The organism is Acinetobacter sp. ANC 4558 (genome assembly GCF_002135375.1).
Taxonomy (GTDB): domain Bacteria; phylum Pseudomonadota; class Gammaproteobacteria; order Pseudomonadales; family Moraxellaceae; genus Acinetobacter.
Map to the genome: position 1 here is coordinate 72,886 of NZ_NEGH01000004.1, position 23,958 is coordinate 96,843.

21 protein-coding genes are annotated in these 23,958 nt (G+C 36.6%); 13 read left to right on the forward strand and 8 right to left on the reverse strand.

What is annotated here, in order from left to right; all coding sequences use genetic code 11:
* Window positions 1-35: 35 nt before the first annotated feature.
* On the reverse strand, window positions 36-911 hold the full coding sequence (locus B9T31_RS06450; RefSeq protein WP_086181148.1) for a LysR family transcriptional regulator: 876 nt from the start codon (window positions 909-911) through the stop codon (window positions 36-38).
* Window positions 912-1,113: 202 nt separating this feature from the next.
* Here B9T31_RS06450 and B9T31_RS06455 point away from each other — a divergent pair, with 202 nt between their 5' ends.
* Window positions 1,114-1,725 (forward strand): LysE family translocator, encoded by a 612-nt coding sequence (locus B9T31_RS06455; RefSeq protein WP_086181149.1) that lies wholly within the window; start codon window positions 1,114-1,116, stop codon window positions 1,723-1,725.
* A 45-nt stretch (window positions 1,726-1,770) separates the two neighbouring features.
* Here B9T31_RS06455 and B9T31_RS06460 read toward each other — a convergent pair whose 3' ends face one another.
* Entirely contained in the window at window positions 1,771-2,511 is a 741-nt protein-coding gene (locus B9T31_RS06460; protein ID WP_086181150.1) for a TonB family protein, read from the reverse strand.
* Window positions 2,512-2,615: 104 nt separating this feature from the next.
* On the reverse strand, window positions 2,616-3,869 hold the full coding sequence (locus B9T31_RS06465) for an MFS transporter (RefSeq protein ID WP_086181151.1): 1,254 nt from the start codon (window positions 3,867-3,869) through the stop codon (window positions 2,616-2,618).
* A 223-nt stretch (window positions 3,870-4,092) separates the two neighbouring features.
* Between B9T31_RS06465 and rpmI the strand changes: the two genes are divergently transcribed.
* The 3 genes from rpmI to B9T31_RS06480 all read left to right on the forward strand — a co-directional run bounded on the left by rpmI (window position 4,093) and on the right by B9T31_RS06480 (window position 4,994).
* Window positions 4,093-4,287 carry a 50S ribosomal protein L35 gene (gene rpmI / locus B9T31_RS06470; RefSeq protein WP_001096359.1) on the forward strand — a complete coding sequence of 65 codons (195 nt, stop codon included), beginning with the start codon at window positions 4,093-4,095 and terminating at the stop codon, window positions 4,285-4,287.
* An 11-nt stretch (window positions 4,288-4,298) separates the two neighbouring features.
* Window positions 4,299-4,658, forward strand: a complete 360-nt coding sequence (gene rplT, locus B9T31_RS06475; protein ID WP_086181152.1) for a 50S ribosomal protein L20 — start codon at window positions 4,299-4,301, stop codon at window positions 4,656-4,658.
* A gap of 138 nt (window positions 4,659-4,796) precedes the next feature.
* Window positions 4,797-4,994: a hypothetical protein gene (locus B9T31_RS06480; RefSeq protein WP_086181153.1), complete on the forward strand. Its 198-nt coding sequence runs from the start codon at window positions 4,797-4,799 to the stop codon at window positions 4,992-4,994.
* 61 nt (window positions 4,995-5,055) lie between these two features.
* Here B9T31_RS06480 and B9T31_RS06485 read toward each other — a convergent pair whose 3' ends face one another.
* Complete coding sequence (locus tag B9T31_RS06485; RefSeq protein WP_086181154.1) at window positions 5,056-6,069, reverse strand: hypothetical protein; 1,014 nt, start codon at window positions 6,067-6,069, stop codon at window positions 5,056-5,058.
* Window positions 6,070-6,226: 157 nt separating this feature from the next.
* Between B9T31_RS06485 and pheS the strand changes: the two genes are divergently transcribed.
* The 3 genes from pheS to B9T31_RS06500 all read left to right on the forward strand — a co-directional run bounded on the left by pheS (window position 6,227) and on the right by B9T31_RS06500 (window position 10,009).
* Window positions 6,227-7,207: a phenylalanine--tRNA ligase subunit alpha gene (pheS, locus tag B9T31_RS06490; RefSeq protein WP_086181155.1), complete on the forward strand. Its 981-nt coding sequence runs from the start codon at window positions 6,227-6,229 to the stop codon at window positions 7,205-7,207.
* Window positions 7,208-7,334: 127 nt separating this feature from the next.
* The gene (gene pheT / locus B9T31_RS06495; protein WP_086181156.1) at window positions 7,335-9,716 is read left to right on the forward strand and encodes a phenylalanine--tRNA ligase subunit beta; all 2,382 of its coding nucleotides are present in this window, start codon (window positions 7,335-7,337) and stop codon (window positions 9,714-9,716) included.
* A complete protein-coding gene (locus B9T31_RS06500) occupies window positions 9,713-10,009 on the forward strand; it encodes an integration host factor subunit alpha (RefSeq protein WP_067763456.1) in 297 nt (98 codons plus the stop codon). The genes pheT and B9T31_RS06500 overlap by 4 nt, the downstream gene beginning before the upstream one ends.
* A 90-nt stretch (window positions 10,010-10,099) precedes the next feature.
* Here B9T31_RS06500 and B9T31_RS06505 read toward each other — a convergent pair whose 3' ends face one another.
* The 3 genes from B9T31_RS06505 to trxA all read right to left on the reverse strand — a co-directional run bounded on the left by B9T31_RS06505 (window position 10,100) and on the right by trxA (window position 12,643).
* Window positions 10,100-10,321, reverse strand: coding sequence for a hypothetical protein (locus B9T31_RS06505; protein WP_086181157.1), 222 nt, complete (start codon window positions 10,319-10,321; stop codon window positions 10,100-10,102).
* A 412-nt stretch (window positions 10,322-10,733) separates the two neighbouring features.
* On the reverse strand, window positions 10,734-12,002 hold the full coding sequence (rho, locus tag B9T31_RS06510) for a transcription termination factor Rho (RefSeq protein ID WP_086181158.1): 1,269 nt from the start codon (window positions 12,000-12,002) through the stop codon (window positions 10,734-10,736).
* A 314-nt stretch (window positions 12,003-12,316) separates the two neighbouring features.
* Entirely contained in the window at window positions 12,317-12,643 is a 327-nt protein-coding gene (gene trxA / locus B9T31_RS06515) for a thioredoxin (RefSeq protein ID WP_086181159.1), read from the reverse strand.
* A gap of 268 nt (window positions 12,644-12,911) precedes the next feature.
* Here trxA and ppx point away from each other — a divergent pair, with 268 nt between their 5' ends.
* Genes ppx through B9T31_RS06540 form a run of 5 tightly spaced genes read left to right on the forward strand, consistent with a single transcriptional unit; the run spans window position 12,912 to window position 18,028 of the window.
* Window positions 12,912-14,432, forward strand: a complete 1,521-nt coding sequence (ppx, locus tag B9T31_RS06520) for an exopolyphosphatase (protein WP_086181160.1) — start codon at window positions 12,912-12,914, stop codon at window positions 14,430-14,432.
* 32 nt (window positions 14,433-14,464) lie between these two features.
* Window positions 14,465-15,289, forward strand: coding sequence for an acetyl-CoA carboxylase carboxyltransferase subunit alpha (locus tag B9T31_RS06525; protein ID WP_086181161.1), 825 nt, complete (start codon window positions 14,465-14,467; stop codon window positions 15,287-15,289).
* Entirely contained in the window at window positions 15,226-16,578 is a 1,353-nt protein-coding gene (gene tilS, locus B9T31_RS06530; protein ID WP_086181162.1) for a tRNA lysidine(34) synthetase TilS, read from the forward strand. The genes B9T31_RS06525 and tilS overlap by 64 nt, the downstream gene beginning before the upstream one ends.
* Window positions 16,579-16,601: 23 nt before the next feature.
* Entirely contained in the window at window positions 16,602-17,432 is an 831-nt protein-coding gene (gene proC, locus B9T31_RS06535; protein ID WP_086181163.1) for a pyrroline-5-carboxylate reductase, read from the forward strand.
* A 26-nt stretch (window positions 17,433-17,458) separates the two neighbouring features.
* Complete coding sequence (locus B9T31_RS06540) at window positions 17,459-18,028, forward strand: YggT family protein (RefSeq protein ID WP_086181164.1); 570 nt, start codon at window positions 17,459-17,461, stop codon at window positions 18,026-18,028.
* A gap of 71 nt (window positions 18,029-18,099) precedes the next feature.
* Here the strand turns inward: B9T31_RS06540 and polA are convergent, their stop codons facing one another.
* Window positions 18,100-20,862, reverse strand: a complete 2,763-nt coding sequence (polA, locus tag B9T31_RS06545; protein WP_086181165.1) for a DNA polymerase I — start codon at window positions 20,860-20,862, stop codon at window positions 18,100-18,102.
* Window positions 20,863-21,024: 162 nt separating this feature from the next.
* Between polA and B9T31_RS06550 the strand changes: the two genes are divergently transcribed.
* The gene (locus tag B9T31_RS06550) at window positions 21,025-23,922 is read left to right on the forward strand and encodes a DUF2339 domain-containing protein (protein ID WP_086181166.1); all 2,898 of its coding nucleotides are present in this window, start codon (window positions 21,025-21,027) and stop codon (window positions 23,920-23,922) included.
* Window positions 23,923-23,958 lie beyond the last annotated feature (36 nt).

Here is a 23,958-nt window from a genome sequence, read left to right on the forward strand (position 1 = left end):
TCTACTAATTTACTATCACCGATTGGTCGTTTTGACTAAGGTAAAAAATGTAGCTGACTTATTTGCATTTCATCTTGAAGCCATTGTAGAAAAATAACTTTTTTAGCATCATCGAAAATGCATTGTTGAGATAATAAGTAATAAGCAGAACTGTCTTTGAATGGCGAAATTAGTGTTTTTAATAATTGTGATTCAAGTTCTTTTTCTATCATATACATTGAAATTATTGTTGATCCTAAACCCGCTAAACATCCTTCTAAACATAAATAGAAATGTTCTAATTCAATATGGGGGCGGGAATCTAAGATGGTTCTAGTTGCTTTAAATTGTTTTAAGTGTTTTTTAAAATGAGGTCTAGAAGTGGAAATTAACAAATCTTGATTCTGAGAATGCTGTTGATTCTGAATGATACAAATATATTCATCGGCTATTTTTTCACTAAAAATATGTTCTCCCCAATAAAAATCATTGCGACGAATTGCAATATCAATATTATGTTGTTCAAAATTAACTTTTCCCCCACTTGTAAGCAGAACAATTTCAAATGGGTGCCCTAATTTTTTAAATTTTATTAAACGTGGAATTAGCCATTTGATTGCAAGCGTGGGTTCACATGATAAGATTAAGCGTTCATTTTGATTATCCTGTGTCTTTAATTGACTCAAACAGTCATCTAAATCAGCAAACATTTTATGACAACAATTAAATAAAAGGATGCCTTGAGTCGAAAGGTTTAAAGTTTTATTTTTACGTTCAAATAAGCATAAACCTAAAGACTCTTCTAAATTATAAATTTGTTTACTGACCGCACTTTGAGTGACAAATAATTTTTGTGCAGCAATGGTGACACTGCCGTATTTACCGACAAAATAAAAAAACTTTAGTGAATTTAAGGATAATCTTTCAAACATTCCAAAAACTCATCATGATGTTTTCCTTTTTTTCGATATTTATTCAAGTTAAATTATTTAAAAATAAGCTTCTTACTCATTTTTAATAATTGTATATCATGATTAATGTATGCCAAAAAGTATATCAAAGAATTTTTTATCATTTAGATCGAAAATTACAACTACGTATAGTTCTGATGATAAAACCGCTTGGTAAAGTGTAATGTATGAGTTTTTAGCTGTCGCACTCATTACGATTTTAGCGGTTGTGAGTCCAGGTGCGGACTTTGCCGTTGTAACAAGAAATAGCTATTTGTATGGTCGAAAAATTGGAATCTTTACTGCATTTGGTATCGCTGTAGGCGTGTTACTGCATGTGTTTTATACATTATGTGCAATGATTTTTATTGTGTCGTATCTCTCGTATTTACTTCATATTATTAAATATTGTGGTGCAGCATATTTGATTTATATTGGCTATAAAACATTTATGCAACTTCCGATTAAAGAGACCTGTCCAGATGGAGTTTTAACCATTTTACAGGCATTTAAGCAGGGATTTCTGACAAATGCTTTTAATCCTAAAACAACTTTATTCGTGCTCAGTACCTATACGCAAATTGTGAGCATTGAAACGCCAAAGTTCGTGTTGATTGTTTATGGTTTATTTATGTCCCTTGCACATTTTATTTGGTTCTCAATTGTGGCATTGGTGTTTTCAATTTTACTGTTACGAAAAAAAATGTTGGCTCAGCAAGTGCTGATGAATAGAGTAATTGGTTTGATTTTGTGTATTTTAGGTGTATTACTTGTGGTACTTCAAATTAATTATTGATCTCAATTGGATATAGCTAAGCGAGAGCAAACTCTCGCTGTCATATCATGATTCACATTCATTGAATTTAAATTGAATACGATCATTAAAATTGGTTTTTTTATACATCCATAAAGTACTTGCTGTACGTTTAACTTGAATTGGCGTATCTAAAATAGCAAGAACGACTTTCTGATCTAGATTGGAAGCACCTGATCCTTTGTTAATTTTTACTTTTTTAACATTGCCAGATTTATCTATTTTAAAATTAAATTCTATAGTGCGATCATAGCCATTTAAGTCATTTGAATTTATGTTTAATAAAGGCTGTTGTTGATAGGAAAAAGGCGTTTTTTCACCTGCTTGCTGCTTGATCCAATTTTGTGATTTGAAACTCAAATCGCATGTTTCACTAATAGGGTTGGCTAATTTTAAATTAAAAGTTTGGTAGCCAATGATTGCAATGGGGGTATCTTCTTGTATATGCGGTTGAACCTGAGCAACACGCACAGCATTGAGTAAAATATTATCTAATTCAGTCAGTCCTGTACTTTCTTGAATTGTTACTTGAGTTACTTTTCCCAATTCATTGGCATGAACGCGAATAATAGCAGAGCGATCCTGATTTTTTAAATCTTCAGCGCTATATTTGGGTTGTGGGAATTTCGTCCAAGAAATACGTGTTGTTAAGTGTGGCGATACAGCGGTACTTTGCTGACGAGGTAGTTGATTGATATGTTTTGTTTCACTATGTGCGGCTGTAAACCCTAGACTAAACAAAATAGATAAACAAAGGATTCGTTTCATAATAATTAATCTTAATCGAGCAGAGTCGGACTATTGTTTGGATTTGCTAAATGCACCACGTTTTATCACATTTAGCAAACTTGTTTTTCAAATTTTAAATCAAATTAAGGACGATGATCTTTGGTGATATCCACCCCAAAAAGATCTTTCGTTTTTGCCCAGCTTATGGTAACAACAGCAAGTGTCATGCATCCCCCAAATACGGTAGCAACTATTGTACCTAAATATTTTGCAGCAACACCAGATTCAAATGCACCGAGCTCGTTACTACTAGAGACGAACATTCCATTGACCGCAGCAACTCGTCCACGCATATTTTCGGGTGGATAAATCTGTAAAATCGTTTGACGTATGACTACAGAAATACTATCACAAGCGCCTGTCATTGCGAGAGCAAATAGTGATAACCAGAGCGAATTAGAGAAGGCAAATAAAAGGGTAAAGACACCAAAGCCTGCCACAGCAAGTAACATATTACGCCATGCATGTTGTGTCGGTGGGAATTTTGTGAGCGCAATCATGGTAATCAATGCACCAATAGATGGTGCTGCACGTAAATAACCTAAACCTTCAGGCCCGACATTTAAAATATCTTCTGCAAAAATTGGAAGAAGCGCAATAATACCGCCAAAGAGAACTGAGACTAAATCTAATGAAATTGCCCACAGTACAATTTTAGTTTTCCAAATAAATCGAAAACCATCGCCAAGACTTTCCATTAAGTTGGTCGTTTCAATTTTTGGGAAACTACGTTTTTGTAATAAATTGATTAAAATAAAACAGATGGCCAGTAAAATTGCGACAAAAAAGAAACTGGTTTCTTTTCCTAATAATGCCAACATGAATCCACCCAGCATAGGGCCAATGATGACGCCGCTTTGCCAGCCAATCGTGGTCCATGTCGCACCATTTGCGTAAATTTCACGGGGGATTAAAAAGGGTTTTAAGGAGGTTGCGGATGGATTGTAAAAACCACGAATAGTTCCTAAACCAAAAATAACAGCATATATGCCCCAAGATAATGCACTTGTAGACATATGATTTTGACTATAGGCATGAAATAGCCACCATAAAATAAGCGGCATTGGACAGGCAAAGAATAGGCAAATTTTCATGATCGTTTGCTTGTTAAAGCGATCTGCAAAATATCCACCCCATAAGGATAAAGCAATAAATGGGATTGCTTCAGCCAAACCAATAAAGCCAAGCGTGAGCGGATCTTTCGTAATTTGGTAAAGGGAATAGGCGACAATAATTTCCTGAATCAAAATGGCTAATGTTAAACAGAATTGATTGAGGGTAATAATCGAGAAATCTCGATATCTGAGTGCTGCAAAAGCATCCTGCGTTGAGTTCATGTTTGGACAAGATAGTAAAGATAACTGATTATAAAACTTAAATTAAAAAATGGTGATAAATTCATCGTCACTGGTTATCTGAAAAATGCATATTGAATAAATGAATAAAGTGGAAGAATTGCTTTTGTTTTGTACAGGGATGCTTTAGAATACTGGCTCCCTTACCTGCAGGTCGTTTTTGCAATGGTGCAGACGTGCCGAACAGGTGTTTAAAGAGGTTGTTATGGCTAAGTTAAAAACTCGCCGTGGTGCAGCTAAACGTTTCAAAGCGACTGCTAACGGTTTCAAGCGTAAACAAGCGTTCAAACGCCACATTTTGACCAAAAAATCTGCTAAGCGTATCCGTCAATTGCGCGGCTGTGTAATGGTTCACGTAAGTGACGTTGCTTCAGTTCGTCGTATGTGCCCATACATCTAAGGAGATTATAAATGGCTCGTGTAAAACGTGGTGTACAGGCTCATCGCCGTCATAAAAAAATTCTTGCTCGTGCTAAAGGTTACTATGGCGCTCGCTCACGCGTTTATCGCGTTGCGTTCCAAGCAGTAATTAAAGCAGGTCAATACGCTTACCGTGACCGTCGTCAAAAGAAACGTCAATTCCGTGCTTTATGGATTGCGCGTATCAATGCTGGTGCTCGTCTAAATGGTTTATCGTACAGCCGTATGATTGCTGGCTTGAAAAAAGCTCAAGTAATTATCGACCGTCGTGTACTTGCTGACATCGCTATGCATGACGCAGTTACATTTACAGCTTTAGCTGAAAAAGCTAAAGGTGCATTGGCTGCATAATCATCTTTGATGATTTAGAAAAGACCGCATTTGCGGTCTTTTTTAGTATTGGAATCGTTACATATTTCTACATGAAATGATTGTAGATAAATCACATATTTGCATACAGTATAAGAGAATAAAATAAGGAGAAATCAAATGCTTGTGGAAATTAATGGTTTAAGTCAAGGTTCTATAGAAGTGAATTTACAGGTGATTCCAAGAATTGGAGAAACTGTTAAGGTGTTATATGGTCCAGATGCTGAGGTTGAAGGAGAAGTCATCGTGGTTAATCATTATATAAATCAGCATGATGATGAGCAAAAAATTATTCTAACGATTAAACCAGTGAATTAATGTGCCTGATTTTATGAAAAGCAATTGAAAAAAATAATTCAACTACTTTTCATTATTAGCTCTATAAACCGAAATAATAGCCAACTAGACAGATAATAATGGTCACAATAACTAAAGTGATCACGCTAGATTTGTTAGAAATTTGAGGATCATGAAATTTCTTTTTAATGGGTGTTTTACCTAAAGAAAAGTCATCTAAAGGATTATGCTTTGTGACTGGCGTAAGTCGAGCAGTTTGATAATGATTAGCAACTTTAACAATAAACTTTGAAGAAAGATCATCTGTTTTTTGAGCAAAATGTTGCGCCATTAATTGCTCTTCAGGCGTGAATTTAGAACCATCTTCATGATAAGGCTGCTGTATTTTACTTTGAATGTAGGTTGATAATGAATCTAAGCGAATGAGTGTTTGGTTTGCATAATCTGCTGTATAAGTGGTTGGTAAGAGTGAAAGTAAATTATGGTGATCTTGCGCATCATTTAAGGTTATGCCTGTATAAGCCATATTTTGGCTAATAGGCTCAATAAAACCTTGTGCATTTGTATTCTTAAAAAGTTCATTTTCAGTGTATTCGTGAATATCATCCCAATTTGGTTGCTGTGAAATATCGGCATCAATTTTTTTGACTACTTTTGAAGTCAATTCGTAGCGCCAGAAAGTTTCTTGCTGAATAGCTATTTTTTGTGCTTCAGGTGGCTCATAGTCATTTTCAGCGCTATACCATTCAGGAAGTTCTTTTCCTAATATCCATGCAAATTTAGCTTTTGGATGGTGGCTGACAATAAAGTGAGCAAAAGGAAGGAGCTCCACGTTTACATTGGGGTTTTGTTCATCGGTGATGAGGTTTGAATGATGTAAGCTAATGCGCTGACAACCTTCTTTTTTTAAGCCTTCCAGCCAAATTTGAAAATGTTGTGCCAATAAATGTTGTGAGCTAAGGTCACGAAATTGAAAACTATATTGATTAAAAATTGAATGATTTATCCAAGGTTGAAAACCAATTTTTTGACTTAAATATTCATTACCATATGTAACTAGAGTCAGTTGTTGTTTCCAAATTTGATCGAGTGCCATCGTGATGATCTCTTTAATTTAATAAGTATCTTATACTTTTTCACTTTAAAATGACTATTCTAATTTTCCTAATATAGAAACTACAATTTTTTGGCTAAAAACTGGTAGAATAAATGGTTTTAACTATATTTCTAACTTTGATGCTTTGAGAGTTATTATGTCACTGGAAGCCCTGACCACTGAAGCGCTTGCTGCAATTGCGGCAGCTCAAGACCTTGCAACACTCGATCAAGCCCGAGTGCAATTTACAGGGAAAAAAAGCCAGCTCGCTGAACAATCGAAAGCTCTTGGCAAAATGGATCCTGAAGAACGTAAAGTTCAGGGTGCAGCCATTCATGCTGTGCGTGAAGCGATTAACACTGCATTGACTGAACGCCAATCAGAATTAAAAAAAGCTGAATTAGAACAGAAGCTTGCAAATGAGACGGTGGATATTACATTACCAGGTCGTGGACAAACGATAGGTAGTATTCATCCTGTTACGCAAGTTCAAGAGCGCATTTGTCAATTTTTTACCAAAGCAGGTTTTACGATAGCGACTGGTCCTGAAGTTGAAGATGATTATCATAATTTTGAAGCATTGAATATTCCTGGTCATCATCCAGCACGTGCAATGCATGATACGTTTTATTTTGATGTAAATCATTTACTTCGTACGCATACTTCTGGTGTGCAAATTCGCACAATGGAAACCAATCAACCGCCAATTCGTATTGTGTGCCCTGGGCGTGTGTATCGAAATGATTCGGATCAAACACATTCTCCAATGTTTCATCAAATTGAAGGTTTGTATGTTGCAGAAAATACAAATTTTGCTGAATTAAAAGGTTTATTGGTTAATTTGCTCAATGAGTTTTTTGAAAAAGACTTAAAGGTACGTTTCCGTCCATCTTATTTTCCATTTACAGAGCCAAGTGCTGAAGTTGATATTATGGATGAGCGCGGTAAATGGTTAGAGGTATTGGGGTGTGGAATGGTACATCCTAATGTATTGCGTGCTGCGGGTATTGATCCTGAAAAATACAAAGGGTTTGCTTTTGGTTTAGGTGTAGAGCGTTTCGCAATGCTTCGTTATGGAATTAATGATTTGCGTATGTTCTATCAAAACGACGTGCGTTTCTTACGCCAGTTTGCTTAAAACTTTTTAATACTTTCCTTACTTCTCTAAATATAAAAGTAGTGCTTCGTTCAATATAGATGCAAGCTATTTTTAATATCTGAGAAGAAGAGAGATTTAAGAATTTAGATATATAGGTTTTAAATATATGAAAATTAGCGAAAATTGGTTACGTACGTGGGTTAATCCTGCAATTGATAGCCATACTTTATCTAATCAATTAACAATGCTTGGTCTAGAAGTTGATGACATGGATCCTGCAGCAAAACCATTTACAGGGGTGGTTGTTGGTGAAGTTTTAACCGTAGAGCAACATCCTGATGCGGATCGCTTACGTGTTACAACGGTAAATATTGGTACTGGTGAACCTTTGCAGATTGTGTGTGGTGCACCAAATGTCCGCGTTGGAATGAAAGCACCAGTTGCTACCGTTGGTGCAGTATTACCAGGTGATTTTAAAATTAAAAAAGGTAAGCTTCGTGGCATTGAATCACAAGGAATGCTGTGCGGTGCTTCAGAAATTGATTTAGAAGACAAAATTGATGGTCTTTTAGAGCTAGCAGAAAATGCACCTGTTGGTGTTGATATTCGTGAATACTTAGATTTAGATGATCATGTCATTGATATCAGCATTACACCAAACCGTGGTGATTGTTTTAGTATTCGTGGTGTTGCTCGTGAATTGGGAGTCATTAATCAACTTGCAGTGACTTCACCAGAGATTCAAGCGGTTGCAGCGACAATTACAGATGAAAAGAACATTATTGTTGAAACAGAAGGCTGTCCACGCTATTTAGGGCGTGTCATCAAAAATGTAAATACCAAGGCACCAACACCAGAATGGATGGAGCGTGCGTTAGCACGTTCAGGAATTCGTCAGCACAGTATTTTGGTTGATATTACGAACTATGTGCTCATTGAATTAGGTCAACCGTTGCATGCTTTTGATGGCGGTAAAGTTCATGGTTCAGTTTATGTTCGTCAGGCAACATCTGCTGAAAAAGTAGTGCTCTTAAATGATCAAGAAGTTGAATTAACTGACGATATTATGGTGATTGCAGATGACGAAAAGGCATTGGCAATTGCTGGAATTATGGGTGGACTTTCATCATCTATAACAGATGAAACAACCGAAATTTTCCTAGAATCTGCATTCTTTGCACCTTTACATATTGCAGGTCGAGCGCGTCGTTTTGGATTGCATACAGATGCATCGCAACGCTATGAGCGTGGTGTTGATTTTGAGCTTCCTTTAATTGCTATGAATCGTGCATCTCAGTTGATTGCAGAGCTTGCAGGAGGAGATTTCGGACCAATTACAGTTGCTGAAAATGAAGGTTATTTACCAAAACGTGAAGCGATTGAATTAAATCAAAGCCAAGTAGACCAATTGCTTGGATATTCAATTGAGTCATCTTTTATTACAGATGCATTGACGCGTTTAGGTTGCTTGGTAACAGTTAAAGCAGAAGGTGAGTGGAGTGTTATTCCACCTTCACATCGTTATGATATTGCGATCTATCAAGACTTAATTGAAGAAGTCGCACGTATTGATGGCTATGATAATATCCAAATGAGCTTACCTGTGATTGATGTAAAACTTGCACAGTATCAAGATCAATTTGAACTCGCAGCATTACGTCAAACTTTGGTGACATTAGGGTATCAAGAAGCGATTAGCTTTAGTTTTGCAGATGCAAAACTTGAGAAGCAGTTAAATGCAGATGTACAACCACTTGCATTGGCAAATCCTATTTCAAGTGATTTGGCTGTGATGCGCTCAACATTACTTTCAAGTTTGATCCCTTGTGTGCAGTATAATGTTAATCGTCAACAATCTCGTGTACGCTTTTTTGAAGTAGGTTTGAGATTTGATTATCAAGATGCAAAATCAATTAATGATCTCAAGCAAATTCCAACCTTGGCGATGATTGCAGTAGGATCAAAAACAGCTGAATCTTGGCATGCAAAGCCACAAGTTATGGATTTCTTCGACTTAAAAGGTGAGATTGAGGAAGTTTTAGCTGCTGCACGTATTAAAGCTGAATATATTCCTTCAACTCGATCATGGTTACATCCTGGTCAATCTGCGGAAATTTTAGTCAATGGTCAGTCTATTGGTTATTTAGGGCGTTTACATCCATCACTTGAAAATGACTTGGATTTAGGTGTAACGTGGGTAGTAGAAGTTGATTTAAAGGCGATTTTGCAAAAATATGTATCTAATTTTACAGAATTATCACGTTTTCCATCGGTTAGACGTGATATTGCGCTTTTAATTAATGATAATATTAGTGTTAGAGAAATTCAGCAGCTTATCGAAAATACGGGTGGAGAGCTGTTAGATTCTACTTGGCTATTCGATGTGTATACTGGACAAGGCGTAGAAGATAGTAAGCGTTCATTAGCGTTTGCACTTTTATGGCAACATCCAACGCGTACACTTGAAGATTCAGAAATTAAAACGGGAATGGATAATATCCTTCAAGTTTTAGAAACCACTTACCAAGCAACATTGAGGGCTTCATGACAGCATTAACAAAAGCAGAAATGGCTGATCATTTAAGTGAGCTCACGAGTTTAAATCGACGTGAAGCAAAACAAATGGTCGAGTTATTCTTTGATGAAATTAGTCAGGCATTAATTTCAGGTGAGCAAGTAAAACTTTCTGGATTCGGTAACTTTGAGTTGCGTGACAAACGTCAACGCCCAGGCCGTAATCCTAAAACGGGTGAGGAAATTCCTATTTCAGCTCGCCGTGTAGTGACTTTCCGCGCTGGACAAAAGTTTCGTCAACGCGTGGGTACTGAACAGATCGACTGATCTGTTCATTAAACTTTAAATTTTTAATAAATTTAAAGCAAAAAAAAGAGAACGTAAGTTCTCTTTTTTTATAACTAAAATAATCTTAGATTATTTAGCTGGCTCAGAAGCAACAACTTCAGTTGTAATAACAACTTCAGAAGCAGCGTCAACAGCATCAGAAGCAGCTTCAGAAGCAACAACTGTGATCGCTTCAGAAGCAACTACAGCTTCAGAAGCAGCAGTTTCAGTAGCAGCTTCTTTTTTAGCACAACCAACGAAAGCTAAAGTAGTAGCAACTGCAGCAGCAATAGCGATTTTTTTGAATAACATGGCATCACTCTCTAAAATTTGAGATTAAAAAAAACCTTCGTTAGCCTGTTAAGTGCTTTTATTATTCCTAAATTTGTTAGGTATTAACAACGCAGGAGCAGTCTAACTGGTCTGCGAATATGCTACCACTGAGTACTCAAAATATCTACTGGTTGATACGAAAAAAGAAGTGATTTTGATAGTAAAATGAGAAATTATTAACAGAAAATAACAATTAAAAGATGAATATATATTGGTAGATAGGAAAATAAGCGGTTAAATTATATAAATATTTTATATATTATATGAAATATAGATTAGTCTTTTTTTGAAGTTGACTGAAAAGTGTATTAATTGTGTATGTTTGGTCTAAAAGTTAAGGATATAAAAAGACCAGCATGATCGCTGGTCTTTTTGAGAATTTAGATGAAATTTAATTTGAAGCTTTACGTTTCATTTGATCAAAGAAATCATCATTGGTTTTGGTTTCTTTCATGCGATCAAGTAAAAACTCCATCGCTGCTAATTCATCCATCGGATGAAGAAGTTTACGAAGAATCCATACTTTACGTAAATTATCTTCGCCCATCAAACGTTCTTCGCGACGAGTACCAGACTTTTTAATGTTCATTGCAGGGAATACGCGTTTTTCTGCAATACGGCGATCAAGCGTAATTTCTTGGTTACCTGTACCTTTGAATTCTTCGTAGATCACATCATCCATTTTACTACCGGTTTCGATTAAAGCGGTCGAAATAATAGTTAATGAACCACCTTCTTCAATATTACGTGCAGCACCAAAGAAGCGTTTTGGACGCTCAAGTGCATGTGCATCGACACCACCAGTAAGAACTTTTCCTGATGATGGAATTACAGTATTGTATGCACGTGCTAAACGTGTGATTGAATCAAGTAAGATGACAACATCTTTTTTATGTTCTACTAAGCGTTTTGCTTTTTCGATGACCATTTCAGCCACTTGAACATGTCGTGCAGGTGCTTCATCGAATGTTGATGCAATGACTTCACCACGAACAGTACGTTCCATTTCAGTCACTTCTTCAGGACGTTCGTCAATCAGGAGGACGATAAGGAAAACTTCAGGGTTATTACGAACAATCGACTGAGCGATGTTTTGTAATAACATTGTTTTACCAGCTTTAGGTGGTGCAACAATAATTGAACGTTGTCCTTTCCCAATAGGTGCAACTAAATCAACAACACGTGAAGTTAGATCTTCAGACGTCCCATTTCCTAGTTCCATGACTAATTGTTCTGTAGGAAAGAGCGGTGTTAAGTTTTCAAAAAGAATTTTATTACGTGAGTTTTCAGGCGTATCGTAATTAATTTGATTAACTTTTAATAATGCGAAATAACGCTCACCTTCTTTAGGTGGACGAATTGTTCCTGTAATTGTGTCGCCAGTACGTAGGTTGAAGCGACGAATTTGTGATGGGCTGATATAAATATCGTCTGGCCCTGCTAAATAAGAACCCGCAGCAGAGCGAAGGAAGCCGAAGCCATCTGACAAAATTTCTAGAACGCCATCACCAAAAATCTCTTCACCATTCATTGCATGGCGTTTTAAGATGGCAAAAATAATGTCTTGCTTCCGGTTACGAGCCATTCCTTCAAGGCCCATAAACTCGGCAATCTTGATGAGTTCGCCAATCGGTTTTTTCTTGAGTTCAGTTAAATTCATATTAGGTCAGATAGAATTAAAAATTCTGGGATACAGGTTAGAAAGGAAGCAACAAATGGCCGCGGACGTACAAAAGCGAAAGCAATTGATTTGCACAATAACAATTCAACGAATTGAAACATTGTTTAAAGAGAAATGTGAAAAGCAATTTCTATTGCCGAGCGGCATTTATGTGTTGTGTCTTTTAAGAAATCGAGCCTTTTAGCTCTCTATTTCTTGAGATAGCAATATAAGAGAGATTGAACGGTTTGTCAATTTAGAGATGAAAAAAAATACGTTATTTAAAATAACGTATTTTCAATACTTTATCGTGCTTAAATATTTTCATCAATAAAAGCAGTTAATTTTGATTTAGGTGCAGAACCAATTTGTTGGGCAACAACTTCACCATTTTTAAACATAAGCAGCGCAGGAATATTACGAATATTGTAATTGACTGCTGTATCTGAACAGGTTGTAACATCAACTTTTACAATTTTTACTTTACCTTCATATTCAGATGCAAGTACTTCAAGTACTGGTGCAATTGCTTTACAAGGTGCGCACCAACCTGCCCAGAAATCTACCAGTACAGGAATGTCAGATTCTAAAACGTCTGTTGAGAAGTTTGAGTCAGTTGTATTTACGATGTTGCTTGACATGGAAGTTGCTCCAGAATGAATTTTTTAAAGAGGCTATTCATATAAGTATTACATAGCTTTCTTTTACATAACAATGATGGGGTGAATCACCAAATTTTCAACCTTTCATCTTAAAAAGTCTAATTGATGCTCACGATGAAAATAATCGTGTCTTACAATGAATAAGCTAAAACCTGAATAAAAATGTAAAAATGGATAAATAAATGGCTTTTAAATTAATGAGAGGTGCATTACTCTAAGCACAACTCTGTATAGGTTCGTTTAAATAATGTCTGATTTTTTGATTGATGAAGAGTTGCTCGCAGCCATCGACATGGGGTCAAACAGTTTCCACTTAGCAATTGCACGTGTGGATCATGGTGAAGTAAAAAAAGTCGCGTCGATGTCAGAAAAAGTACAATTGGCAGCTGGGCTGGATGAAAATAAAAATTTAACAGAAGCAGCTCAACAACGAGGTTTAGCTTGTTTAGCAAGATTTGTTGGCCGTCTAGGTTCTGTTCAACCCAATCGTTTGAGAATAGTTGCAACAAATGCCTTAAGACAGGCAAAGAACGGTCATGAATTCATACAAAAAGCAGCTGAAATTTTACCAAAACCCATTGAAATTATTGCTGGTCGTGAAGAAGCACGCTTAATTTATTTAGGTGTTTCGCATACCATGGTAAATAGTGGTCGAAGATTGGTCATTGATATTGGTGGTGGTTCAACAGAACTGATTATTGGTGAAGAGTTTGAGCCTATTCATACAGAATCCATTCAAATGGGTTGCGTTGCTTTTACAAAATCATATTTCCAAGAAGGTGAAATCAGTCAAAGTCGATTTGATCAAGCTGTCGTTGCAGCACGTAAAGAAATGGCTGGTATGGTGAACACGTATAAAGCAGAAGGTTGGGACACCGTTGTTGGCTCAAGCGGAACCATTAAAGCCTGCCGACAAATTGCTGTTAATATGGGCTGGAGTAATGAACAAGAGCATTTGACACGCATAGGGCTAGAAAAACTAAAAGATAAGCTTTTAAAATGTAAACATGTTTCTGAAATAGAATTTGATGGTTTAAAAGAAGATCGTAGAGCTGTTTTACCCGCGGGCGTTGCAATTTTATACGCTATTTTTGATGTATTGAATCTAGATGCATTAGTGTATTCTGATGGCGCATTACGTGAAGGTGTCATGTATGACCTTTTAGGTCGCTTTCAGCATGAAGATATTCGTGATCGTTCTGTACATGCATTAATTGGTCGATATAATGCCGATTTAAAACAAGCAGAGCGGGTAGTCACAACAGCTCAGCATTTATTTGATGGCGTTGCTCACGTCTTGCATTTGAACAATGATGATAGTGACTTATTACGCAGAGCAGCATATTTACATGAAATTGGTTTAGCCATTAGTCATAGTGGTTACCATCGTCATGGTGCATATTTGCTACAACATTCAGATATTGCAGGTTTTTCACAGATTGATCAAAATCATTTATCACATTTAGTTGCTCACCATCGTAGAAAGCTTCGTAGTGATGCAAAATCTGATGTTATGAAAGTTGGTGGTAGCAAATTAGTTTATCTTTGTCTATTGCTTCGTTTAGCAGTTTTAGTTAATCACAGTCGTAGTGATGAGATGCTTCCTGCCATTGAACTTAATGTTGAAAATGCGCAACAATGGCAACTTAAAGTTTCTGGTGATGCGAAACAGTGGCCTTTATTAATTGCAGAATTGTACGATGAACAATTGCAGTTTAAACATTGGGACATTGAATTGAATATTCAGTCGGAACAGTTCATCCATTAACGTATGGTTTGTTTAGGGATAGTGGTCGACCTATGAAAAATAAAGCAGCTCAATCAAAAGCATGGGCAACAGTTCAAATTGCACGTCATCCTGAACGTCCGCAATTTTTAGATTACGTTGGTGAAATATTCACAGAATTTGATGCATTACATGGTGACCGTTTATTTGGTGACGATGGTGCTATGGTTGGTGGCTTAGCACGTTTTGATGGTCAGCCTGTGATGGTGATTGGTCAACATCGTGGTCGTAGTACACGTGAAAAATTAAAACATAATTTTGGTATGAGTAACCCAGAAGGTTATCGTAAAGCCCAACGTCTTATGGACATGGCTGAGCGTTTTAAACTACCAGTATTTACGTTTATTGATACGATGGGTGCTTATCCAGGTGTTGGCGCTGAGGAGCGTGGTCAGGCAGAAGCGATTGCATCTAGCTTGGCACAAATGTCGAGTCTCAAAGTGCCGATTATTGCGACGGTTCTTGGTGAAGGTGGCTCTGGTGGTGCTTTAGGTATTGGTGTTGCAGATCGTGTTATTATGCTGTCGCATAGTATTTATTCGGTGATTTCACCAGAAGGTTGTGCTTCTATTTTATGGAAAACAGCTGAGAAAGCAGAACAAGCAAGTGATTCATTAGCATTAACTGCTGAGAAATTGAAAAAAATAGGCATTGTTGAATATGTGGTGGACGAAGGTGAGGGCGCTCATTTACATCCAGAAGAAATCATGTATAGCTTAAAATCTGTGTTAAAAGAAGCGCTGGAAGAATTGCAACCAATGGATGCGAAAGAAAGATGCGAAGCACGTTACCAACGTTTGATGAAGTTTGGCAGCGACAATTTAGGACTAGCGTCTTAAGTCAACTTCAGTGTTTTTCTGAAGATACGCACTTTTTAATTGGATGTAGTGGCGGCATAGATTCTATGTTGCTGCTACATCTTATGTCTTTTTTATGTCCAAAAAAAGTACGTGCAATTTATGTAGATCATCAATTACAAAATCAAAGTGCCATCTGGGGGCAGTTTGTACAACAACAATGTGATCTACTTGATATTCCTTGTATTATTGAAAAAGTAAATGTACGTGCAGGCAATTTAGAGCAACAAGCAAGATCTGTACGTTATCAGGCGTATCAAAAACAATTAACTGATACCGAAGTCTTAGTTTTGGCACATCATCAACAAGATCAAGCTGAAACCGTGATTCTTCGACTGTTATCTGGTGCAGGCGTTCATGGCTTATCTGCAATGAAGGCTTATGAAAAAAGAGAAAATTTAAATCTCTGGCGCCCATTTTTAGATTTAAGTCGTGAGCAAATTTGCCAATGGGCAGCTGAACTCAATGTGCAAAATATATTAGATCCAAGTAATACTGATATTCATTATGACCGAGCATGGTGTCGTGAAGAATTATGGCCCTTTTTACAAAAACGGTTTCCCAAAATGCAACAAGCATTAAGTCGAATCAGTCAGTTAATGCAAGATGCGGATGAGATTTTAAAAGAAGTTATACACACTGATTTAAAAGCTTGTGGGGATGCGCATGTTTTAAATTTAGTGATATTTTGTCAGCTATCTGAGGCTAGACAACGCCAACTATTATCGATGTGGATGAAAGGAGATGATTTATATCGCCCTGCATTTGATATGGTTGAGCGGTTACAACAGGAAGTGATTGCTTCCAAAAGTGATGCACAAGCAAAACTCCATTGGAATCAATATTATTATGTACGGTACCGAAATCAACTTTTTCGTATTCATCGCAATGAATTTCATGCGGATCAAGATCAGGTCGCTGTAAATTTAGAACTTCAAGTTCAGTTAAATCATCACCTTGTTACCTTGTCAGGTACATATCAGATTCAAACGGCACCGATTGGGTTGAGTTTCGAGCTTTTAAGCAAAAAATTAAGCTTAAAGTTGCGAACTGGTGGCGAAAAAGTGCATTTATATGGCAGAGTTGGTGCATGGCCATTAAAAAAAGCTATACAAGAAGCACATATTTTTCCATGGCAGCGTCATACAATTCAAATATTAAGCATAGATAATGTTATTCTAGGCGTATTCACACCGAAAGGATTTTGGTTAGCTCAATCTCCATATTGTGAAACGGGGGGCTGGCAACCAAATTTGCTATCCTTAAGATAAATACTCAATGATGAGCGTGAAAGATGAGTGCAGTATTAGATTGTAATATTACTTTTATTGGTGGCGGTAATATGGCTCAAGCCTTAATTGGAGGCTTGATTGCAAGAGGTTTACCTCCAACCCGTATTACAGTTTCTGATCCAGTAGAAAGTGTACGTCAACTTCTTCAAGAAAAAGATGTACAGGTGATGGATGATAATATTGCTGCGATTCAAAATGCAGATATTGTAGTATTTGCGGTAAAACCACAGCTTTTGGTGGATATACTTCAGCCACTTGGTAAGTTTATTCAAGATAAGTTGGCTATTTCAATTGTTGCAGGGGCGGAAATTTCAACGATTTCTAAACTATTAGGCACTGATAAAGTAGTTCGTGTCATGCCAAATACACCTGCTTTAGTACAAACTGGTGCACATGGTTTATATGCAACAGACGCTGTTAACGCAAAAGATCGTGAAAAAGCAAGTCAAGTTTTGGCTGCAACAGGTTTGACACTTTGGGTTAATACTGAAGCTCAAATTGATGCTGTAACAGCTGTTTCTGGTTCAGGCCCTGCTTACTTTTTTTATATGATGGAAAGTATGATTCGCGCAGGTAAAAACTTAGGTTTAGATGAAAAAACCGCAACAGCACTCACGCTACAAACGGCTTTAGGTGCTGCACAGATGGCTATTACCAGTGCAAATTCTCCTGCAGAATTGCGTAAAAATGTCACATCACCTAATGGAACAACACAAGCAGCGATTGAAGTTTTTGACCGTGGCCAAATTTCACAAAATATTCAAGCTGCATTGGCTGCTGCAAAAACGCGTAGCCAAGAACTTGCACAAGATTTAAGTGAAAGCATCAAATAATTAAATTATTTTAGGAAACTTTTAGTATGGGTGCAAATTCTGCGCTAATTTTTAACATTATCATTAACGTAGCCATTTTGCTCGTATTCTTCCGTTTTTTAATGCAATTAGCGGCAGTAAGTCCTTATAACCCTGTAGTTCTTTCGACTGTAAAAGCAACAAAAATTGTTGATATTTTTAGTCGAATTTTTCCAACAGTGGGGAAAGGCCGAGTAAATTTGGCAGCATTAATATTATTGATTGTACTTTATCTGCTGAAAATTTTTGGTGGAATGTATTTGTCTGGATTTATGCCAAATAGCCCAATTCATTTGGTTATTTTAACATTTGTAACCATGATTCAGGACTTATTACGTTTCTGTCGCTATTTAATTTTCGCGACAATTATCTTAAGTTGGGTGGTGATGTTTACCCAGTCAAGATCACCCTATATTGAGGTTATTCAAGAGCTTGCAGAACCTTTGCTTGCACCAATTCGTCGTGTTATGCCGAATTTGGGAATGATTGATTTATCTCCAATTATCGCAATATTAGCACTTTATGTAATTGAAATTATTATGAATGAAGTTGCACGTGTTTTGCTCATAGGGTTGTAGTTTTAACTCAAAGAAAAAAGGACGCTATAGCGTCCTTTTTTATTGAATGTAAATGTGATTATGCATACAGATTAATGTGCTTCATTCCAGTTTTTACCTTGACCTACTTCGACAATCAACGGTACCGAAAGTTGTAAAACAGATTGCATTGTTTTTGCGAGTTGTAGGGCAAGTTCATCGGCAATATTTTCATCAACTTCAAAAACGAGTTCATCATGCACTTGTAGTAACATTTTCGCTTGCTGAACAGGAAGTATTTTTTCAACTTCTATCATTGCCAGTTTAATAATATCTGCTGCTGAACCTTGTAGCGGTGCATTAATTGCAGCACGTTCTGCAGCTTGCTTGACCATTTTATTGGTTGCCATGATGTCTGGAGTATATAAACGACGACCTAAAACAGTTTCAACAAAGCCTTGTTCACGTGCAATTTGACGTGTACGTTCCATATAGTCATAGATACCTGGGTAACGTCTAAAATATTGTGCAATATATGAACGAGATTCTTCACGGCTAAATCCAAGTTGACGGGTTAATCCAAATTCAGACATACCATAGAGTAAACCAAAGTTGACCGCTTTTGCTTGACGACGTTGATCGGAAGTCACCTCTTCTAGAGGAATACCTAAAACTTCAGCAGCAGTACGTCGATGTACATCTTGCCCATGATTAAAAGCATGAACCAAAGCATCATCTTGTGAAAAATGTGCCATCAAACGTAACTCAATTTGTGAGTAATCGGCAGCGAGTAAAATTCGACCTTCTGGCGCAACGAATGCTTTACGAATTTGACGCCCAATTTCTTCACGAACAGGAATGTTTTGCAAGTTAGGGTCTGTTGAGGATAAACGACCAGTTGCAGTTAATGCTTGATGATAACTTGTATGCACACGCTGACTATCATTATTGGCTTGTTTTAAAAGTCCATCTGTATAGGTGCTTTTAAGTTTTGACAGTCCGCGATATTCTAAAATTAACTCCGTAATTGGATGATCAATTTTTTCTAAAATATTTTCACTGGTGCTGTATTGTCCCGTGGCTGTTTTTTTACCACCTTTTAAGCCCATTTTTTCAAATAGTACTTCACCTACTTGTTTTGGGGAGCTGACATTAAAGCTTTCTCCCGCGATTTCTACAATCTCATTTTCAAGATTTTGTATGGTCGTAGAAAATTCGTTACCAAGTTGATCTAAAAAATTAAGATCAAGTTTGATCCCATTTTCTTCCATTCCTGTAAGTACACGAGCAACAGGCATTTCAATATTCAGGAGAATATTAATCAGCTCAGGATGTTGTTTTAATTTTTCATTTAAAACTTCATATAAACGATAGGTTACATGTGCATCTTCCGCAGCGTAATGTGCCGCAGTTTCGATTTCAATTTGATTAAATGTTTTTTGTTTAACACCTTTTCCTGCAACTTGTTCATAGGTTGTGGTCAAATGGCTTAAATATAAACGTGCGACATCATCCATTCCGTGACGGGTAGCAACTGAATTAAGTACATAAGATGCTAACATGGTATCGAAATACCAACCTTGTAAATGAATACCATGATTCTCTAAAACATGTGCATCATATTTAAGATGATGCCCAATTTTCTTCACGTCAGCATTTTCTAAGATTGGTTTAATTTGAGCCAGTATGGTTGCTCTATCAAGTTGCTGTGGTGCACCTTCATAGTCATGTGCCAATGGCACGTAATAGGCATCCTTTGCATCGAAGGCAACAGAAAAACCAACAATTTCTGCAATACGATAATCTAGACTTGTGGTTTCTGTATCAAATGCAAATTGCTTTTCTGTATTTAAGCGATGAAATAATTGATCCCAATGTTCTTGGTTTAATACAGTATGGTAAGTTGCATTGCCGAGTTGATCATCAATACTCGTGATCGTTGCTTGATCTTCTAATTCAACCGTAGGTTGAGAAAGTTCTTGTTCAATAACTTTAGAAGTTTGTTGATATGTCACATTATTTGGATTATTCGGATGATCTAAAGATTGGAGTTGGTTACGAAACTCAAGTTCAGTATATAAGTGGCGTAAGGTTTCAACATTAGGCTCTTGTAGTTTTAAATCGTTATAATCAAAACTTAAATCTAAGTCAGTCACAATACTGGCAAGTTGATGATCTAGCGCAATGCCTTCAACGCTTTCTTTAATATTGAGACCAACTTTACCTTTAATCTTATCGACATTCTCTAAGATGCCACCAATTGAGCCATATTCTGTAAGTAATTTAGCCGCAGTTTTTGCACCGACACCAGGCACGCCCATGATACCGTCAGAAGCATCGCCCATTAAGGTTAAATAATCGATAATTTGGTTTGGCCAAACCCCAAACTTTTCAAAAACACCATTTACATCTAATGGTCGTTCTTTAAAACTGTCTTCTAAGGTCACTTTATCTGTAACCAATTGAGCCATATCCTTATCTCCAGTAGAAATAAGAACTTGATGTCCCAATGCTTCTGCGCGTTTTGCTAAAGTGCCAATAATATCATCGGCTTCAGCGCCAGGAAGCATATGTAGTGGAATGCCTAAAGCACGAATAAGCGCGTGTAGATAAGGAATTTGTTGTGATAGTTCTTCTGGCATACTAGGACGATCACCTTTATAAATAGGTGAAAGCTCATGTCTAAAAGTCGGTTCTGGTGTATCAAAAATGACAGCCATATAAGAGGGTTGGGTACGACGCATGAGTTTTTGAATAGCGGAAATTGCACCACGAACAGCATTGGTATGTAAGCCAGTTGATGTCGTCAATGGGGGAACTGCGTGAAATGCACGAAACAAAAAATATGAGCCATCAACTAGAACAAAAGGTGGCATAAAGTAATTCCTTATCCAAATAACAGCGACATTGTACGTGATTTTTTAAGTTGCCGCAGAAACATCAGTATATCAGGAACTACAAAAGTAAATGATCAATAAAAGTCTATAGGTAAATAGATCTTGTATGATGAACTTAGAACTTAAAGGAAATTTTAAGAGATGCATAAGATCAATCATGAAATTCGTATTATTTGGCTCATGTCACTGATCATTATTGGGGTGGGGGCATGGTTTTATGATTTGAATATTATGGTTTATGTCTGTGGCATTATCTTTATTGTCAGTATTATGCAATATGTAAATGGATACTCACAGCAAATAGAGCAGTTTGGTCAACAAAGATCTCTAACATCTTCAGCCACTCATTTTAAAATTCCCCTGTATATTATTTCAATTGTAATTGTCATAAGTGCAATATTGGATTGGATGTACTTAGTAGCATTGGCAATCATATTTTGGGTGTATTATCTTTTAAGATGGCTTCAATTTTTAGAATTATCCATTACAAATTTACAAGAACAAATACAAAAAAAGTTGAATGCTGAAGAGTCAGCTAAAAATATATCTACGCACAATGAAATACAGCAAAATATATCGATGGCTGTAGAAGCTCAACACATTTCTTCTAATATCGATGCGGTGATTCCAGATAAAAATAACTTCTCAGAAACTTCGACTATGAATACTGTTTCTAAATTAGAGACAGCATCAAGCTTAGTGAAAAATTCATCATTACAGATCTCTTTACCTTTAGAAGAGAATCGAAATCATCAAGATTCATCTTCTATTGGTTTTGTTGAACAGGTTCAAGCATGGATATTTCAGGGTAATCCTGTATTAAAAGTTGCGATTGCTATTTTATTTATTGGGGTAGTTTTATTACTTCGTTTTGCAACAGAACATTGGCAGTTTAGTCTGATTGCTAAACTGAGTTTTATTGCTCTAATGAGTTTATCTGTTGTTGGTCTGGGAGTATGGTTACAAGGTCGAAATCGAAGTTTTTCTTTAGCTTTAGAGGGGTTGGGCTTAGCAGGATTATTCTTAACTCTATTTTTTGCTCACTATAATCAAATCATTCCTGCTTTGTATGCTGCAAGTTTCATTTTTATTGTGATTATGGCATTAACTTTATATTTAAGTTTAAAGCAGCAATCCGTTGAATTGGCAATTATGGCAATGGTGGTTGCCTATTTAGCACCGATAACCTTACCTGAAAACGTAGCAACTGCCGTTGAGTTTCTTACGTATTATTTTGTAATCAATCTTGCTGTTGCAATTTTAAGTTCCTTGAGACCTTGGAAATTTCTCAATCAAATTGCATTTATGATGACCATTATCTTGGGCGGTGGGTATGTTTTCATGCATGGAAATGTATTACAAAAGCCATATCTCGCAGGGTTGATTTTGGCACATACTGCCGTTTTTGTTTGGTTAGGGTTTAGATTTAGTCAGTTGTTAGCAAAAGAAGATTTAATAAAAATTCAACTGAAACCTATTTTAGATATTGCACTTATTTTTGGTGCTCCAACCGTTGGGTATTTTGCACTTTATATTCTATATTTTAATGAGATGTATATTAAAGCAGGCTTTAGTTTGGCATTTGCTACTGTGTTCGCTGTGTTATATCAATTGGCGAGGAAGAATCGTTCGATTCCCTTTATCGCACAAAGTTATTTAAGCTTGATGCAAATTTTTTTGGTGCTCATTCCTCCAATTTTATTACCTGAATATTGGAGTATTGCAGGTTGGTCTGTAGTTGGATTGACTATTTTTGTTTATTCTCTTTATCAAAATTCAAAGGTCAGTCGTTATTTAGCCATGGCATTGCTACTGATCGCTGGCTTTTCAGCTTTACAGTATTTTATTGATTATCATGGTGATATTCCGAATACGGTATTTTGGATATTGGTGGCGAGCTATCTTGCCAGTGTTTTTATTGTAAATGTTGATCTTCGATTTAGACAACAGGTTGATGCGCTTTTAATTGTATTTTTATCATTTTTGATGATTGTTAGTACATCAATTTTACTGGTTTTATTCGCTGATATTTTCACTGAACCACTTACTCAAATTTATACTTTATTTGCAAGTTTACTGATATTGGTGGCTATGAATGAAATATTACAACGTCGAAATATCGATTGGGAATGGTTATTACCGAAGTGGGTCGGGTTAACGCCCATTCATTTATTTGCTTATATTTTAGTTTACTCAAGAACTACTGAGGGTGCCTTACATTGGATTTCAGATTATGAACGTGTGCTTGTATTGGGTGCAGGTTTATTGTTAACCAGTTTGTGGTTGCGTCCATTGCTTGGGGTTAAAACAGAAAAAGAATGGGTCAGTTTAGGAACGTTAAGTGGATTATCTCTTGCAAGCTTAAGTCTTATTCCAAGCTTTCCATATTTAAGTATGGTAATTCTGCCATTAAGTTTCTGTTTGTGGTGCTTTTGGCGAAATGAAAATCCAGCATGGGCGTTTTTTTGGCAAGCAAGGACAACTCTTGCCTTAATGGTGATATGGATCATTTGTTCACAATTATTTGCAACACAAGTTTTTCAGTATTATTGGCTTCCTGTGTTTAATCCTTTTGATCTGATGAGTATCGGAATGTTAGTCGGATTAATGTGGATGTTAAGCCTACAAGTTAAATCTGGTCTTGATCAGGGATTGGCTTCAGTCATGGCTGTACTGGGGCTGTTGTGGCTGAGTAGTTATATTTTGTTAAGAGCATTGCATCAGTATTTGGGGACGCCACTCAATCAAATTGAGGTGTGGTCAAATGCGACAATCCAACTCAGTTTTACGCTTTTATGGGTTATTCTTGCTTTTATTGCGATGAGTGTTGCAAGTCGAAAATGCTTAAAACCATTATGGATATTAGGAGGCAGTATTTTAATCATTGTAACTTTAAAGCTTGTACTTCTAGATTTATCTCATATTGGAACATTAACGCGGGTTATTTCATTTTTAGGTGCAGGCTTTATTATGCTCATTATTGCTTATATTGCACCGATTCCTACAAGTTCACCGCAAGAGATTACACCTGAAAAATAAATAAAATGCTTTGCTGATCTAGATTAGCAAAGCATT

Excerpts from the sequence above, each read along its gene's own strand:
- B9T31_RS06525 (WP_086181161.1), top strand. The coding sequence starts at position 14,465 with ATGAAAAATAAAGCAGCTCAATCAAAAGCATGGGCAACAGTTCAAATT.
- B9T31_RS06485 (WP_086181154.1), bottom strand. The coding sequence starts at position 6,069 with ATGGCACTCGATCAAATTTGGAAACAACAACTGACTCTAGTTACATAT.
- B9T31_RS06540 (WP_086181164.1), top strand. The coding sequence starts at position 17,459 with ATGGGTGCAAATTCTGCGCTAATTTTTAACATTATCATTAACGTAGCC.
- pheS (WP_086181155.1), top strand. The coding sequence starts at position 6,227 with ATGTCACTGGAAGCCCTGACCACTGAAGCGCTTGCTGCAATTGCGGCA.
- B9T31_RS06450 (WP_086181148.1), bottom strand. The coding sequence starts at position 911 with ATGTTTGAAAGATTATCCTTAAATTCACTAAAGTTTTTTTATTTTGTC.
- B9T31_RS06455 (WP_086181149.1), top strand. The coding sequence starts at position 1,114 with ATGTATGAGTTTTTAGCTGTCGCACTCATTACGATTTTAGCGGTTGTG.
- B9T31_RS06465 (WP_086181151.1), bottom strand. The coding sequence starts at position 3,869 with ATGAACTCAACGCAGGATGCTTTTGCAGCACTCAGATATCGAGATTTC.
- B9T31_RS06460 (WP_086181150.1), bottom strand. The coding sequence starts at position 2,511 with ATGAAACGAATCCTTTGTTTATCTATTTTGTTTAGTCTAGGGTTTACA.
- B9T31_RS06505 (WP_086181157.1), bottom strand. The coding sequence starts at position 10,321 with ATGTTATTCAAAAAAATCGCTATTGCTGCTGCAGTTGCTACTACTTTA.
- proC (WP_086181163.1), top strand. The coding sequence starts at position 16,602 with ATGAGTGCAGTATTAGATTGTAATATTACTTTTATTGGTGGCGGTAAT.
- ppx (WP_086181160.1), top strand. The coding sequence starts at position 12,912 with ATGTCTGATTTTTTGATTGATGAAGAGTTGCTCGCAGCCATCGACATG.
- pheT (WP_086181156.1), top strand. The coding sequence starts at position 7,335 with ATGAAAATTAGCGAAAATTGGTTACGTACGTGGGTTAATCCTGCAATT.
- B9T31_RS06550 (WP_086181166.1), top strand. The coding sequence starts at position 21,025 with ATGCATAAGATCAATCATGAAATTCGTATTATTTGGCTCATGTCACTG.
- rho (WP_086181158.1), bottom strand. The coding sequence starts at position 12,002 with ATGAATTTAACTGAACTCAAGAAAAAACCGATTGGCGAACTCATCAAG.
- rplT (WP_086181152.1), top strand. The coding sequence starts at position 4,299 with ATGGCTCGTGTAAAACGTGGTGTACAGGCTCATCGCCGTCATAAAAAA.
- B9T31_RS06500 (WP_067763456.1), top strand. The coding sequence starts at position 9,713 with ATGACAGCATTAACAAAAGCAGAAATGGCTGATCATTTAAGTGAGCTC.
- rpmI (WP_001096359.1), top strand. The coding sequence starts at position 4,093 with ATGGCTAAGTTAAAAACTCGCCGTGGTGCAGCTAAACGTTTCAAAGCG.
- B9T31_RS06480 (WP_086181153.1), top strand. The coding sequence starts at position 4,797 with ATGCTTGTGGAAATTAATGGTTTAAGTCAAGGTTCTATAGAAGTGAAT.
- polA (WP_086181165.1), bottom strand. The coding sequence starts at position 20,862 with ATGCCACCTTTTGTTCTAGTTGATGGCTCATATTTTTTGTTTCGTGCA.
- trxA (WP_086181159.1), bottom strand. The coding sequence starts at position 12,643 with ATGTCAAGCAACATCGTAAATACAACTGACTCAAACTTCTCAACAGAC.
- tilS (WP_086181162.1), top strand. The coding sequence starts at position 15,226 with ATGCGAAGCACGTTACCAACGTTTGATGAAGTTTGGCAGCGACAATTT.